This window comes from Streptomyces sp. NPDC104814, from assembly GCF_055583185.1.
Window position 1 is genome coordinate 77,723 of record NZ_JBVJOL010000013.1, and the last position, 13,847, is coordinate 91,569.

Sequence of the window (13,847 nt, forward strand, 5' to 3'; positions counted from 1 at the left end):
CCAGAGGGCCGGCCGGCGCATGGCATGATCGGGCGCATGCGTGAACGAGTGGTGGCGGCCTGCGACGGGGCGTCGAAGGGGAACCCCGGACCGGCGGCCTGGGCCTGGGTGGTGGCCGACGACGCGGAGGTCCCGGCCCGCTGGGAGGCGGGGCCGCTCGGGCGGGCCACCAACAACGTGGCCGAACTGACCGCGCTGGAACGGCTGCTGGCCGCCACCGACCCGGGTGTGCCACTGGAGGTCCGCATGGACTCCCAGTACGCCATGAAGGCCGTCACCACCTGGCTGCCCGGCTGGAAGCGCAACGGCTGGAAGACCTCGGCCGGCAAGCCCGTCGCCAACCAGGAACTGGTCGTGCGCATCGACGAGCTGCTGACCGGCCGCGAGGTCGAATTCCGCTACGTGCCCGCCCACCAGGTCGACGGCGACCCGCTCAACGACTTCGCCGACCGGGCGGCGAGCCAGGCGGCGAGCATCCAGGAGGCCGCGGGCAGCGCCCTCGGCTCGCCGGAGCCGCCGGCTGCCCCGGACATGCCGTCCGCCGGCGGCCCGCGCCGGCGCACCGGCGCGGGCAAGCCCGCACGGGCGGGCAGGAGTGCGTCGTCGGCGCGCACCATCAAGGCCAAGTTCCCCGGCCGCTGCGTCTGCGGCCGCGCCTACGCGGCCGGCGAGCAGATCGCGAAGAACGCCCAGGGCTGGGGCCACCCCGAGTGCCGGGAGGCCGCCGCGGGCTGAGGCGCGGCGGCCGAGCGGGCGCCGCCTCAGGCCCACCGGACGGGCGGGACGGCGTAAAACGGACCTTCGTGACTGCTACCCTGCGCTGTCGAACGACTGCGTCGGGTAATTCAAGAGGTGCGCGTGAAGGTCGCCTGCATCGGCGGCGGGCCCGCCGGGCTGTATCTGTCGATCCTGCTCAAGCGGCAGGACCCCGCCCATGAGATCACCGTCCACGAGCGCAACCCGGAGGGTTCCACCTACGGCTGGGGCGTGACCTACTGGCGCGGACTGCTCGACCAGCTGCACGCGCACGACCCCGAGTCGGCGCGCGCCGTCGAGGCCGCATCCGTGCGCTGGAACGAGGGCGTCGCCCATGTCCGCGACCGGCTGACCAGGCAGCCCGGCGACGAGGGCCACGGCATCGGCCGCCACCGGTTCCTGCACCTCCTCGCCGACCGCGCCCGCGACCTCGGTGTGCGACTGGAGTTCGAGTCCGAGGTCCGAGCCGACGACCTCCCCGAGGCCGACCTCGTCGTGGCGGCCGACGGCGTCCACAGCGCCCTGCGCACCCGCCACGCCGGCCACTTCGGGTCACAGCTCATGCCCGGCCGCAACCGTTACGTCTGGCTCGGCACCACCCGCGTCTTCGACTCCTTCACCTTCGCCTTCGTCGAGACCGCGCACGGCTGGATCTGGTGCTACGGCTACCCCTACGGCCCCGGCCACAGCACGTGCGTCATCGAGTGCGCCCCCGAGACCTTCACCGGCCTCGGCCTCGACCGGTGCGGCGAACCCGAGCGGCTCGCCCTGCTGGAGAAGCTCTTCGCGCGGATCCTGGACGGCCACCGACTCGTCGGACGCCCCGCGAGCGAGGGCGGCAGCCCCTGGACGACGTTCCGCACCCTCACCAACCGCACCTGGCACCGCGGCAACCTCGTCCTGCTCGGCGACGCCGCGCACACCACCCACTACTCCATCGGCGCCGGCACCACCCTCGCCCTGGAGGACGCCATCGCCCTCGCCGGCGCCCTGCGCGAGCACGCGGCACTGCCGCAGGCGCTCGCCGCCTACGAACGCGCCCGCAAGAGCGCCCTGCTGTCCGCGCAGAGCGCGGCCCGCTACAGCGCCCGCTGGTACGAGGAACTGCCCCGCTATCTCCAGCTGCCGCCGGAGCAGATGTTCGCCCTCCTCGGCCAGCGTCACTCGCCGCTGCTGCCGTACGTCCCGCCCCAGCTCTACTACCGCCTCGACCGGGCGGCCGGGCAGCTCGACGCGCTGCGCCGCCTCAAGCGCTGGCTCGGCCCGCGACTCGCCCGGAGCGTGCACGCGCGCGAGCTGGCGGCACGCGGCACGGGGGAGTGACGAACGACCCGGACAGCACGGACAGCACCGCCGGGATGGGAAAGCCTCGGAAAAGAACAGGGGTGAATTCCCATTCACCCGTTATGGTGAATGGGAATTCACCCCCTTGGTTTCCTGGCCCGTCCCGGCCGCTGGAGTGCTCATGGCGTCGCCCGTACCGATATCCCGGCCGAACGGTCTGCGAGACCGGCTCACCATCCCCGTGCTCGCCTTCGGCGGCATCCTCATGGCCGTCATGCAGACCGTGGTCGTGCCGCTGCTGCCCGACCTGCCCCGGCTGACCGGCGCCTCGGCCGGCGCGGTGTCCTGGACGGTGACGGCGACCCTGCTGTCCGGCGCGGTCCTCACCCCGGTGCTCGGGCGGGCCGGCGACATGTACGGCAAGCGGCGCGTGCTGACGGCGGCGCTCGCCCTGATGACCGTCGGCTCGGTGATGTGCGCGCTGTCCTCCGACATCGCCGTGCTGATCACCGCCCGCGCCTTCCAGGGCGCCGCCGCCTCCGTCGTACCGCTGTCGATCAGCATCCTGCGCGACGAACTGCCGCCCGAGCGCCGCGGCTCCGCGGTCGCGCTGATGAGCTCCACCGTCGGCATCGGGGCCGCGCTCGGACTCCCGCTCGCCGCGCTCGTCATCCAGTACGCCGACTGGCACACCATGTTCTGGCTGACCAGCGCCCTCGGCGCGGCGGGCGTCGCCGCGGTGTGGTGGGCGGTGAAGGAGTCACCGGTGCGGGAGCCGGGCCGCTTCGACGCCCTCGGGGCGCTCGGGCTGGCCGCCGGCCTGGTCTGCCTGCTGCTCGGCGTGTCCCAGGGCGGCCAGTGGGGCTGGGGCAGCCCGCGGATCACCGGGCTGTTCGCCGGGGCCCTCGTCGTCCTGGCGCTGTGGTGGTGGCACCAGCTGCGCAGCGCGCGACCGCTGGTCGACCTGCGGCTCGCCGTGCGCCCGCGGGTGGGCCTGTCCCACGTGGCCGCCCTGCTGACGGGCTTCGCCTTCTACGCCAACTCCCTGGTGACCGCCCAGCTGGTGCAGGCGCCGAAGGCCACCGGGTACGGGCTGCAGCTGTCGATCGTCGCCACCGGCCTGTGCCTGCTGCCCGGCGGTGTGACCATGCTGCTGCTGTCGCCCGTCTCGGCCCGCATCTCCGCCGCCCGCGGCCCCCGCATCACGCTCGCCCTCGGCGCCGCGGTGATCGCCTGCGGCTACGCGGTCCGCATCGCCGACAGCCACGACCTGTGGATGATCATCCTGGGCGCCACGGTCGTCGCGACGGGCACCACGCTCGCCTACTCGGCGCTGCCGACGCTGATCCTGCGCGCCGTGCCGGCCGGGCAGACCGCGTCCGCCAACGGCGTCAACGTCCTGATGCGCACGATCGGCCAGGCCGTCTCCAGCGCCGCCGTGGCCGCGGTCCTCGTCCACCACAGCAGCCCGGTCGGCGGGGCGCCGGTGCCCACCCTGCACGGCTACCTGCTGGCCTTCGCCATGGCCGGCGCCGTCGCCCTCGTGGCCTGCGCGGCGGCCCTGTCCATTCCGGGCGAGGCGGCGGCCGGCGGCACCCGCCGCGCCCGAGGCGTCACCCCGGCGGACCGGGACCAGACACCGGCGGGAACATGAGGGGTGTGAGCACCTCCTCCCGCGCGACGGCGCCGGACCCCGCCGCCGCCCCGTCCGCCCCGGCCCGGCCGGGGACCGCCGCCCGTCGCGATGCCGAAGCGACCAGAGCGGCCATTCTGAAGGCCGCCCGCCATCTGCTGGCCCGGCACGCGCACGCCGACATCACCCTGAAGGCCGTCGCGGAGCGCGCAGGCGTGAGCCCCCCGCTGATCCTGAAGTACTTCGGGAACAAGGACGCCCTCTTCGCCCGCGTGATGTCCTTCGCCGACGACGCCGAGGCGCTGCTGGACGCCCCGCTGGACGACCTCGGCCGGCACATGGTGCGGCACGTCGTCGCCAGCCAGCGGGACCAGGGCGCCGACCCGATCCTGCGCATCGTCTTCGCCCCGCTGCACGGCGAGCACGGCGAAGTGCTGCGGGCGAACTTCCGCGGCCAGGTCACCGCCCGGCTCGCCGCCAGGCTGAACGGCCCCGACGCCGCCCTGCGCGCCGAACTCGCCGTGGCCGCACTGCTCGGCCTGGGCGTGATGGCCGGCATCGCCCGCGGCGACGAGGTACGCGCCCTGCCGGTCGAGGACCTGGCCGCCCGGTACGGCCCGACCATCCAGGCCCACCTCACGCCGTGACGGCGCGGCGGCTCCGGGCGTCGGGCCACGGCGTCCCGGCACCGTCCAGGGCACCGCTGCGGTGTCCCGGGCGGCCCCTTCCGGCGTCGTGCGCCGGCCGGTGACACACTGGCGCCATGGAAGAGCGCGAATTCCCCAGGTCCGGTCAGCACGCGTCCGTCATCGGTCTCGGCACCTGGCAACTGGGCGCCGACTGGGGCGACGTCGACGACAAGGAAGCCCTGACGGTGCTGGAGGCCGCCGCCGAGTCCGGTGTGACCTTCTTCGACACCGCCGACGTCTACGGCGACGGCCGCAGCGAGTCCACCATCGCCACGTTCCTCAGCAGCCGCCCCGACCTGCACGTGGAGGTCGCCACCAAGATGGGCCGCCGCGTCGAGCAGATCCCGCAGAACTACGTCCTGGACAACTTCCGCGCCTGGAACGACCGTTCCCGCCGCAACCTCGGCGTCGACCGCATCGACCTGGTGCAGTTGCACTGCCCGCCCACGCCCGTCTACTCCTCCGACGAGGTCTTCGACGCCCTGGACACCCTGGTCGAGGAGGAGCGGATCGCGGCGTACGGCGTCAGCGTGGAGACCTGCGCGGAGGCGCTGACGGCGATCGCCCGGCCGAACGTGGCCAGCGTGCAGATCATCCTGAACCCGTTCCGGATGAAACCCCTGCGCGAGGTGCTCCCGGCGGCCCGGGAGGCAGGCGTCGGCATCATCGCCCGGGTGCCGCTCGCCTCCGGTCTGCTGTCGGGCAAGTACACCAAGGACACCGTCTTCCCGGCCGACGACCACCGCACGTTCAACCGGCACGGCGAGTCCTTCGACCAGGGCGAGACCTTCTCCGGCGTCGACTACGCGACCGGTGTGGAGGCCGCCGCCGAGTTCGCCGCCCTCGCCCCCGAGGGGTACACCCCGGCCCAGCTCGCCCTGCGCTGGATCGTGCAGCAGCCGGGCGTCACCACGGTGATCCCGGGCGCCCGTTCGCCCGAGCAGGCCCGCGCCAACGCGGCCGCCGCCCGGCTGCCGGAGCTGTCGCCGCAGACCCTCGAGGCCGTACGCGACCTGTACGACCGGCGCATCCGGGAGCAGGTCGAGCACCGCTGGTAGGTCCCGGTCCGGGCCGGACCGGGCAGGAACACCGCTTTCCGGGGTACTCGCGTCGCAGACGACGTTCGGGTTCTCAGCGGGAGGAATGGTGGCGGTCGCCGAAGAGGGGCCGGTCCGGCGCCGGGGGCGCAACGAGACCGAGGAGGAGCGGGCCGACCGGATGTGGGTCGAGCTGATCCAGGAGGTGCGGGTCGCTCAGACCGGTGTGCAGATCCTCTTCGGTTTCCTGCTGACCGTGGTGTTCACGCCGAAGTACGCGCAGCTGGAAGCCGCCGACCAGGCCATCTACATCGTCACGGTGGTCCTGGGCGCCTGCGCGACGGGTGCGCTCATAGGCCCGGTCTCCCTGCATCGCCTGGTCGCGGGCCGCCGGGTCAAACCGCAGGCGGTGCGCTGGGCGTCGCGGCTGACGTTCGTCGGTCTCCTCCTGCTGCTCGCCGCCATGACGTCCTCCCTGCTGCTGATCCTTCGCGTGGCGACCCACGACAGCTACGTCCCGTATCTGGTCTCGGCCGTGGTCGCCTGGTACGTGCTGTGCTGGTTCGTGCTGCCGCTGTGGACCCGCCGCCGCTACACCTCACGCTGAACGGTCTGAGCGGTCGGGGGCGAGCCGGCGGGGCCTCCCGCCCGGGCGGTGCGGACCGCCGGCGCCGAGGCCTCCAGCGCCGCCGGCTGCCGGTCGGACACCGTCGTGCGGCGCCCGCCCGGGCGCCAGGAGTCCCGCGGCCACCACGGCGGCGAGCAGCACCGCCACGAAATCCAGTCCGGGTCACTCAGGTCCGGGCCGTCACGGCCCCACCGAGAGCTGGGCCAGGAAGTCGTCGACGCGGACCTCCTCCCGGCCGGGCGGCACCAGCTGCCACGTTCTGCGCAGGAAAGAGGAGACGGCCGGCGCCCAGGCGAAGACGACCGCGTGGTGGCGTCCCCCGTCCGGGTGGGCGTCGCCGAGGAACTCCATGCGCAGTTCGTCGAAGAGCCCGCCGCCCGACGGGCGCAGCCGCACGTCCCCGACGCCGACGGGCCGCCGCAGCCCCTCGCCGAGCATCTCCCGGTCCAGCTGCCAGCGGGCCAGCACCCGGCCCCGGTGGCTGAACACGGCGGTGACGACGAACGGGTCCGCGGCGTCGTAGCTCAGGTGGGCGAGCACGGCGAAGCGTTCCGTGTCGCCCGCCTGCAACTCCACCACCAGCGTCGTGTGAGCGAAGGGGTTCACCAGGACAGGCCTTCCGAGAGGAACGGACGTGAGCCAACCCCTGGTACCCCCTTCACGCCAAAGATGCTCAGCCGGCCGGGTGATTCCCGCGACTGGCACGCAGTGCCGCCAGACACGAGCCGATCGCCTGCTGCAGCTCCTCCAGCCGCTGCACCATGTCGTCCTCGTAGAAGTCCTCGGCGTCGTCGAAGGTCAGCTCCTCGAACACCCGGGTGGCCTTGTGCAGGCTGCTGTAGAACTTCTGCCGCCGTTCCGTGACGCGCAGGTCCGGATCGGCCTCCACCGTCTCGGCGACCAGACCCCTCATCGTGTCGTACGCCTCGGTCGCCCACTCGGCGCTGTCCTCGCCGTCGTCGAGCTCGTCGATCAGGGACAGGTGCCGCTCGGCCTCCCGGCGCACGTCGACGGGCGCCTCGACGGTCTGCCCGGCCGGCGTCCTGATCTGCCCGGACTCGGCGATCTGCCGTACGTAGCCGATGCGGTCGGCCGAGCGGCTCTCGGACGCCACGGCCTTCTTCAGGTCGTCGGTGCGCACCACGTCACGGGCCAGCGCGGCCTGCAGTTCCGGGTCCTCGCGCACCCGGTCCAGCAGCGCCTGTTGCGCCGCGCGGGCCGTGGAGGGGTCGGCCAGGATCGCCGCGCGCAGCGCGCTGGGGTTCTCCGCCACCTCCAGCGCCTTGGTCGGCCGGATGCCCTCCGCCGCGGCCACTTCGGCGATGGCCGTGCCCCGCTCGGAGGCGGCGCTGCTGCGCGAGACGTAGTAGCCCGCCCACACGTCGGCGTCCGGCAGCTCCACCTCCTGCCCCGGCCGCAGCGCCTCGAAGTGCGGCACCAGGCCGTCGTCGGCGGCGCGGTCCCAGGCCTTGTAGTGGCGCAGCACCCGCTCCGCCGAGCAGCCCGCCAGCTCGGCGAAGTCCTTCGCGCTCACCTTCGGTGTCTCCTCGGCAGCCTGCCCGCCCGGGCGCACACTGCGCGCCACCATCAGCGCGAACGCCCACCCACCGGTGCGCGCGTACGCCCCGAACTCGCGTGCGTCACGGGCGACGAGATCGTCCACGGAGTCCGGGGCGGACGAAGGCGCGGACGGGGGCTCGGGTGTGGACTCCGACGCCGAGGGGGGCGCGGGCTCGGACGCGGGCGCCGGGACCGACGCGGGTGCGGGCACGGCGAAAGGCTCGGACGGGGCGATCGCTCGGGTCACCGGGACACTCCAGAGGGGGCAGGGCCGACGGGTGTGCAGAGCGGCAGCCTATATCCACCCATTGGCCGTGCTTGTACGCACGTGTGCCTGCCGCTGTGCCACGGCCTTGCGCGCCGACACGGGTGCCCGCCGCTGTGCGACGGCGGTGCCGGCTCAGGCGAACGCGTCCCGCAGTGCGGGCAGCAGCGTCTTCTCCGACCAGTCCAGGAACGGCACCTGCGCGTCGCCGCCGATCTGCACGAGCGCGATCTCGGTGAACCCGGCCTCGGCATAGGGCCGCACGGCCTCCACGAAGGCCTCCGGGTCGTCGCCGCACGGGATCGACTCGGCCACGTCGTCCGGCGTGACGAACTGCGTCGCCGCCTCGAACGAGTCCGGGTGCGGCAGTTCGGCGTTCACCTTCCAGCCGCTGCCGAACCAGCGGAACTGCGCGTGCGCCCGCTTGATCGCGGTGTCCCGGTCGGTGTCGTAGCACACCGGCAGCTGCCCGACCCGCGGCTTGCCCTGCCCGCCGTGCCGGTCGAAGGCCTCCAGCAGACCCGCCTTGGGTTCGGTCGCGATGACCAGGTCACCGAGGCGGCCCGCGAGCCGGCAGGACCGCTCACCCGACACCGCGATGCCGATCGCGGGCGGCTCCTCGGGAAGGTCCCACAGGCGTGCCGACTCCACGTCGAAGTGCGTGCCGCGGTGGTTGACGTGCCCGCCCTCGAACAGTGCGCGGATGATCTCCACGGCCTCCTCGAACATCTCGTGCCGCACGTCCACGGACGGCCAGCCGCCGCCCACGACGTGCTCGTTGAGGTTCTCCCCGGAGCCGAGCCCGAGCCGGAACCGGCCCTGGGAGAGCAACTGCAGGGTGGCGGCCTTCTGCGCCACGACCGCCGGGTGGTACCGGAAGGTCGGGCACGTCACGTACGTCATGAGCGGGATGCGCTCGGTCGCCTGCGCGGCGGCGCCGAGCACGCTCCACGCGTACGGAGAGTGCCCCTGCGAACGCAGCCACGGGAAGTAGTGGTCGGACGTCACGGAGAAGTCGAAGCCCGCCTCCTCGGCGCGCACCACGTGGTCGACCAGCTCACGGGGGCCGGCCTGCTCGGTCATCATCGTGTATCCGATTTGCACCATGCGCCACGAGTCCCCGTGGGACGCGGGGTGAAAACGGGACACCCGGCGCGGGAAGGCCCTCTCGACCGTTCGGCGTATCCGGAGGCAGGATGCCTCTCATGATCGCGCGCCCGCTGCCCACGTCCGCTCCCGCCGCCCAGGGCGTCGACGCCGCCGGTGTCGAGGCCTTCCTCGACGCCCTCGACGCAGCCCCCGGCATCACACCGCACAGCCTGCTGATCCTGCGCCACGGCCGCCTCGTCGCCTCCGGCTCGTGGGCGCCGTACACCCAGGACCGCCGGCACCTGCTGTACTCCCTCAGCAAGAGCTTCACCGGTACGGCCGCCGCCCTCGCCGCCGCCGAAGGGCTGCTGCGGCTGGACGACCCGGTGCTCGCGTACTTCCCCGAGTTCGCGGACGAGGTCACCGATCCCCGCGTACGGGGCATGCTGGTGCGGCACGTGGCGTCGATGGCCAGCGGGCATGTCGCCGAGACCCTGGACCGGGCACGCGCCCTGGACCCGGACGACCTGCTGCACGGCTTTCTGCTGGTGCCGCCGGAACGCGACCCGGGCACGGTGTTCGCCTACAATCAGCCGGCCACCTACACGCTCGCCGCCGTCGTGCAGCGGGTGACGGGCCAGTCGCTCACCGGCTATCTGCGCCCTCGGCTGTTCGACCCGCTCGGCATCGGCGACGTGTCCTGGCAGCGTGACCGGGGCGGACGCGAGGTGGGTTTCAGCGGACTGCACGCCACCTGCGACGCCGTCGCCCGCCTCGGGCAGCTGTATCTGGACCGCGGCCGGTGGGAGGGCAGGCAGCTGCTGTCCGAGGCGTGGGTCGCCGAGGCCACCCGCCCGCACGTCGCGACCGCCGGCGCCCTGCCCGGCGGCGACTGGGACCTCGGCTACGGCCTGCAGTTCTGGATGTCCCGGCACGGCTACCGCGGGGACGGCGCGTACGGGCAGTTCTGCCTGGTGCTGCCCGAGCAGGACGCCGTGGTCGCGCTGACGTCGGAGAGCACGGCCATGCAGGCGGTGCTCGACCTGGTGTGGACCCATCTGCTGCCGGCGTTCCGCCCCGGACCACTGGCGGGCCGGGAGGGCGCCGACGCGGCCCTGCACGAGCGGCTCGCACGCCTGACGCTGCCCGCCGCAGCCGGCAAACCCGCGCCGCCGGAGCGGGTGGACGCCTGGGCGGGCGCGGTGTTCGACCCGGAGGGCGGCCGCTGCGCGGACCAGCCGGGCCTGACGTCCGTGTCGGTGAGCGCCGAGGCGGACGGCTGGACGCTCACGCTCACCGAGGACGGCAAGGGACTGCCGCTGCGCCTCGGGGACGGCGGATGGGCGGTCGCGGAGGAGCCGCTGCCGACCGCCGTCAGCGGCGGCTGGACGGACGCCGGCACCCTGGCCGTGGACGTGGCCTTCCTGGAGACCCCGCACTCGCTGCGCGTCACCTGCTCGCTCCCGGACGGGACGTTCACCGCCCGCTGGCACACCGTGCCGCTGGTGCCCGGGGTGCCGCTGCGCAAGCTGCGCGCACCCGGCGGGTCATCCTGAGGCGGGCCGGAACGTGCGCAGGACGATCTCCTGCGCCTGACGCCGTCCGGTGTCGTCCCAGTCCGCCGCGGGGGCCGTCAGGCGCAGCGAGAAACCCCGGCCGCCGCCCAACAGGAAACCCCGGCCGAAGGTGCGCACCGGCGTCGCGTCGGCCGCCGTCACCAGCCATTCCATGTCGGCGGCGCGGCGGCCCTGGTACGTCGTCGCGTGGATCGGCCCGATCCGCCGGTAGCCGCCCGCGGTGCGCAGCCCCGGCTCCACGTCGTCCCGCCAGACGGCGACCGGGTCGGCGCCGACGCGCTCGCTGTAGGTCACGGCGAGCGTGCGCGGATCGCCGGTCGCACCGAACACGACCCGGTACGCCCGGCCCTGCCCCGGCAAGGTGCGCAGCCGCCGCCACGCGTCCGGCAACGCCACCGAGAACCCCTCCGGCGCCCGGTACAGCCGGTAGCCGGACGGCAGCCCCGGCGTCGGCGCCCCGGACGGCCGGGGAGCCGCGACCGTGGCGCTCGCCGTGGGGGAGGGCAGGGGCGACCGTGCGGCGTCCGTGGAGCCCGGTCCCTGCCGCAGGGCGAAGGCCACGGCGGCCAAGGCGGCCAGGGCGACGGCCGCCACCGCGGCTGCCACCGCCACGTGGCGCCGCCACGACGCCGGACCGGCGGGCCAGGCGGCACAGGCGCGGCGCAGCCGGGGCGCGTCCACGGCCGGCGCCACCGCGTCCGGGTCCTCGTGCAGCACGCGGGTGAGCACCTCGCGGACGACGGCACGCGGCAGCCGCTCCCGGGAGTTCTTGCGCAGCAGCCCCTGCACCACCCGCGCCAGTGGCCCGCACCGCACGGGGGTGCGCAGCGGCAGCCGGTCCACGGCCCGCAGCGTGGCCTCCGGCCGTTCGCGCTCCCGGAACGGCGGCCGGCCCTCCACCATCGTGTAGAGCAGCGCACCGAGCGCCCACAGATCGGCGGCCGGTGAGATCCGCTCGTCGCGCGCCTGCTCCGGCGAGGCGTACGAGGGTGCCGCGACGCGCGGGGCCAGGGTCGCGCCGGCCAGCCCGAACCCGGTGACCGCGACGGGCCCGTGCGCGCGCACCAGGACCTGGCCGGGGCTCAGCTCCCCGTGGGTGATGCCCTCCCCGTGCGCCCTCTCCAGCACATCCAGCAGCTCCAGGCCGATGCGGGCGGCCCGCACCGGGTGCAACGGGCCTTCCAGCGCGAGGAGTTCGCCGAGCGGTGTGCCCTCGGTCCACTCCGTCACCGTCCACAGGTCACCCGCCTCGTACACGGCGTCGACGACCGCCGGGACCCGGCCGGGGCACAGCCGGTTCATGGTCTCGGCCATGCGCAGGACCCGCCCGGTGGTGCGGCGGGCCTGCTGCCGCTCCCCGGTGTCCGTCCCGGTGTCCGGCAATGCGGTCCGGGTGAGCAGGCGCGGCTGTCCGGCGGCCACGTCCTCGCCGTACCAGCACACGCGGTTGGTCTCCTCGTGGACGACGTCGAGGAGCCGGTACCGTCCGGCGACCAACGCCTGCGTGGAGCCGTCCGCTGTGCCCATGGCCATCCCTCGCTGCACCCCGGTTCACCCTTTGCCTGAGGTACGGCGAACGGGACGAGGTCCGTTCAACGCGGCCCGCATTCCTGTCCTTCGGTCAAAGGACATGCTGCGGACAAGCCGCTCCGGTGCGTCCGCGAGGCTCCGGTGCGTCCGCGAGGCTCCGGTGCGTCCGCGAGGCTCCGGTGCGCCGGGGACGCAGGCGCCGAGAGGCGCGGGAGGCAGAGGTCCGCCCCGGCCCAGGGGGGAGTGGGCCGGGGCGGCGGATGGTGCTGCCGTGCAAGACGCCGGATCACCCACGGGGGTTGCTCCGCACGGCGAAGGGAGGCGGCTTCCGCCTCAGCGGCGGGCGGCCGGACCCGCGGCGTCCTCCGGCGCCTCCGTCGCCGCGCCCGAGCGGCGGCTCTTCGCCGGGGCACCGCAGAAGGCGGACTCCAGGGTGCGCAGCATCGTCGTGTGCACGGCCGCGTTGTTGGAGGTGTCGGCCAGCGCGGCGAGACTGCGCCGCCCGTCCGCGGAGGTGAACGCATAGCTGTAGTAGCCCTGGACGGCCCCCGTGTGCCCGTACACCGACACCCCGCACGACAGGTCGCGGCGGCGCAGCCCGAGGCCGTACGCCTGCCCGGTGCCGGCCGGCACCCAGCTGCGCATCTGCCGCAGCTGCGCCGCCGAGGTCAGCTTGGAGCGCAGCAGGGCCGAGTAGAAGGTGTTGAGGTCCCGGGTGGTGGAGATGATCGCGCCCGCGCTCTGCGCCCAGGAGACGGTCTGCCGGGTGGCGTCGACCAGTGCGGCGCCCGGGGTGTCGGGGGTGAGGTAGCCGCGGGCGTAACGGCCGGGCAGCGCGGTGTCGGGGTGCACGTAGAAGGTGTCGCGCAGCTTCAGCGGTGTGAAGATGCGGTCCTGGTAGGCGGTGGCAACCGGGCGGCCGGTGAGCTTCTCCACCAGCATGCCGGCCACCACGAAGTTGGTGTTGGAGTACGCGTAGGCGCCCCCGGGCCTGCCGGTCGGGGCGTGCCGCAGTGAGCGCTCCACCAGCTCGCGGTAGGTGAACACCTTGGTGCGGACCGCCTCGAAGCCGGGGACCGTCCGCGCGAACATGTCGTTGGTGTAGTCGTACAGCCCGCTGCGGTGGCTGAGGACGTGCCGGACGGTGATCCGGCGGTCGGGCAGCAGCCCGGGCAGGTAGTGGTCGACGGACGCGTCCAGGTTCAGCTTGCCCTCGTCGGCGAGCTGCAGCAGGACCACGGCCGTGAAGGTCTTGGTGATGCTGCCGACGCGGAAGCGGTCGGTGTCCGAAAGGGCCCGTTTGGTGGCCCGGTCGGCCACGCCCACGGACGCGGTCAGCACCGAGCCGCCGTCGTCGATCCGGGCCATCGCGCCCGGAGCGCCCTGCCGCCCCGCGGTGCGCAGGACCTCGCGCAGTCCGGCGAGGTCGGGGCGCGGCAGTGCGGCCGCCGGTGCTGCGGGATGCGCGGGGCGCGCGGTGGCGGCGTGTGCCGGGACCGTCAGCAGGGACAGCACGACCGCCCCCAGTGCCGTACCTCTGCGCAGTGCTGCTGGGATCATCCGAGGCCTCTCGTTTCCGTCACGTCGCTGTGCTGGGGCCACATCTGACCGTCCGTCGGAAGGACGGGGACGGTGTGGCCGCGCACAGTATCGCGGCGAAAATCAAGAAAAGCGACAATCCGGACACATGTCCGCGGTGGCACCGGCGGGTCATGGAGGTGACGACGGCGCCCGGGTCCATTCGACAGGCCCCTGAGGGGGCGTCAGCACGACAGGTCGCCGAGGAGCGTCAGCGCGAC

12 protein-coding genes are annotated in these 13,847 nt (G+C 73.9%); 7 read left to right on the forward strand and 5 right to left on the reverse strand.

Features of this window, described 5'->3' with window-relative positions; genetic code table 11:
- Nucleotides 1-24: 24 nt before the first annotated feature.
- The 6 genes from ACZ64A_RS32745 to ACZ64A_RS32770 all read left to right on the forward strand — a co-directional run bounded on the left by ACZ64A_RS32745 (nt 25) and on the right by ACZ64A_RS32770 (nt 6,006).
- Nucleotides 25-735 (forward strand): ribonuclease H family protein, encoded by a 711-nt coding sequence (locus ACZ64A_RS32745; RefSeq protein WP_469815559.1) that lies wholly within the window; start codon nt 25-27, stop codon nt 733-735.
- A gap of 117 nt (nt 736-852) precedes the next feature.
- A complete protein-coding gene (locus tag ACZ64A_RS32750; RefSeq protein ID WP_469815560.1) occupies nt 853-2,079 on the forward strand; it encodes an FAD-dependent monooxygenase in 1,227 nt (408 codons plus the stop codon).
- A 142-nt stretch (nt 2,080-2,221) separates the two neighbouring features.
- Entirely contained in the window at nt 2,222-3,694 is a 1,473-nt protein-coding gene (locus tag ACZ64A_RS32755; protein WP_469815561.1) for an MFS transporter, read from the forward strand.
- Complete coding sequence (locus ACZ64A_RS32760) at nt 3,691-4,320, forward strand: TetR/AcrR family transcriptional regulator (RefSeq protein WP_469815562.1); 630 nt, start codon at nt 3,691-3,693, stop codon at nt 4,318-4,320. Before ACZ64A_RS32755 ends, ACZ64A_RS32760 begins: the two co-directional genes overlap by 4 nt.
- Before the next feature lie 116 nt (nt 4,321-4,436).
- Nucleotides 4,437-5,420 (forward strand): aldo/keto reductase, encoded by a 984-nt coding sequence (locus ACZ64A_RS32765; protein ID WP_469815563.1) that lies wholly within the window; start codon nt 4,437-4,439, stop codon nt 5,418-5,420.
- Nucleotides 5,421-5,505: 85 nt separating this feature from the next.
- A complete protein-coding gene (locus ACZ64A_RS32770) occupies nt 5,506-6,006 on the forward strand; it encodes a DUF6328 family protein (RefSeq protein WP_469815564.1) in 501 nt (166 codons plus the stop codon).
- A gap of 201 nt (nt 6,007-6,207) precedes the next feature.
- Here the strand turns inward: ACZ64A_RS32770 and ACZ64A_RS32775 are convergent, their stop codons facing one another.
- The 3 genes from ACZ64A_RS32775 to ACZ64A_RS32785 form a co-directional block, all read right to left on the reverse strand.
- On the reverse strand, nt 6,208-6,633 hold the full coding sequence (locus tag ACZ64A_RS32775) for an SsgA family sporulation/cell division regulator (protein ID WP_469815565.1): 426 nt from the start codon (nt 6,631-6,633) through the stop codon (nt 6,208-6,210).
- A 67-nt stretch (nt 6,634-6,700) separates the two neighbouring features.
- Entirely contained in the window at nt 6,701-7,690 is a 990-nt protein-coding gene (locus ACZ64A_RS32780; RefSeq protein ID WP_469815658.1) for a hypothetical protein, read from the reverse strand.
- Nucleotides 7,691-7,987: 297 nt separating this feature from the next.
- Complete coding sequence (locus tag ACZ64A_RS32785; protein WP_469815566.1) at nt 7,988-8,959, reverse strand: LLM class F420-dependent oxidoreductase; 972 nt, start codon at nt 8,957-8,959, stop codon at nt 7,988-7,990.
- Nucleotides 8,960-9,057: 98 nt separating this feature from the next.
- Between ACZ64A_RS32785 and ACZ64A_RS32790 the strand changes: the two genes are divergently transcribed.
- Nucleotides 9,058-10,497, forward strand: coding sequence for a serine hydrolase domain-containing protein (locus tag ACZ64A_RS32790; RefSeq protein ID WP_469815567.1), 1,440 nt, complete (start codon nt 9,058-9,060; stop codon nt 10,495-10,497).
- On the opposite strand, the gene ACZ64A_RS32795 is transcribed toward ACZ64A_RS32790, so the two are convergent.
- Nucleotides 10,489-12,051: a protein kinase domain-containing protein gene (locus ACZ64A_RS32795; RefSeq protein ID WP_469815568.1), complete on the reverse strand. Its 1,563-nt coding sequence runs from the start codon at nt 12,049-12,051 to the stop codon at nt 10,489-10,491. The genes ACZ64A_RS32790 and ACZ64A_RS32795 overlap by 9 nt on opposite strands.
- A gap of 330 nt (nt 12,052-12,381) precedes the next feature.
- On the reverse strand, nt 12,382-13,608 hold the full coding sequence (locus tag ACZ64A_RS32800) for a serine hydrolase domain-containing protein (RefSeq protein ID WP_469815569.1): 1,227 nt from the start codon (nt 13,606-13,608) through the stop codon (nt 12,382-12,384).
- Nucleotides 13,609-13,847: the final 239 nt, after the last annotated feature.

What these genes read in the sequence shown, in the direction of transcription:
- ACZ64A_RS32770 (WP_469815564.1), top strand. Translation starts at nt 5,506, where the DNA reads ATGGTGGCGGTCGCCGAAGAGGGGCCGGTCCGGCGCCGGGGGCGCAAC.
- ACZ64A_RS32790 (WP_469815567.1), top strand. Translation starts at nt 9,058, where the DNA reads ATGATCGCGCGCCCGCTGCCCACGTCCGCTCCCGCCGCCCAGGGCGTC.
- ACZ64A_RS32760 (WP_469815562.1), top strand. Translation starts at nt 3,691, where the DNA reads ATGAGGGGTGTGAGCACCTCCTCCCGCGCGACGGCGCCGGACCCCGCC.
- ACZ64A_RS32745 (WP_469815559.1), top strand. Translation starts at nt 25, where the DNA reads ATGATCGGGCGCATGCGTGAACGAGTGGTGGCGGCCTGCGACGGGGCG.
- ACZ64A_RS32785 (WP_469815566.1), bottom strand. Translation starts at nt 8,959, where the DNA reads ATGGTGCAAATCGGATACACGATGATGACCGAGCAGGCCGGCCCCCGT.
- ACZ64A_RS32800 (WP_469815569.1), bottom strand. Translation starts at nt 13,608, where the DNA reads ATGATCCCAGCAGCACTGCGCAGAGGTACGGCACTGGGGGCGGTCGTG.
- ACZ64A_RS32755 (WP_469815561.1), top strand. Translation starts at nt 2,222, where the DNA reads ATGGCGTCGCCCGTACCGATATCCCGGCCGAACGGTCTGCGAGACCGG.
- ACZ64A_RS32765 (WP_469815563.1), top strand. Translation starts at nt 4,437, where the DNA reads ATGGAAGAGCGCGAATTCCCCAGGTCCGGTCAGCACGCGTCCGTCATC.
- ACZ64A_RS32795 (WP_469815568.1), bottom strand. Translation starts at nt 12,051, where the DNA reads ATGGCCATGGGCACAGCGGACGGCTCCACGCAGGCGTTGGTCGCCGGA.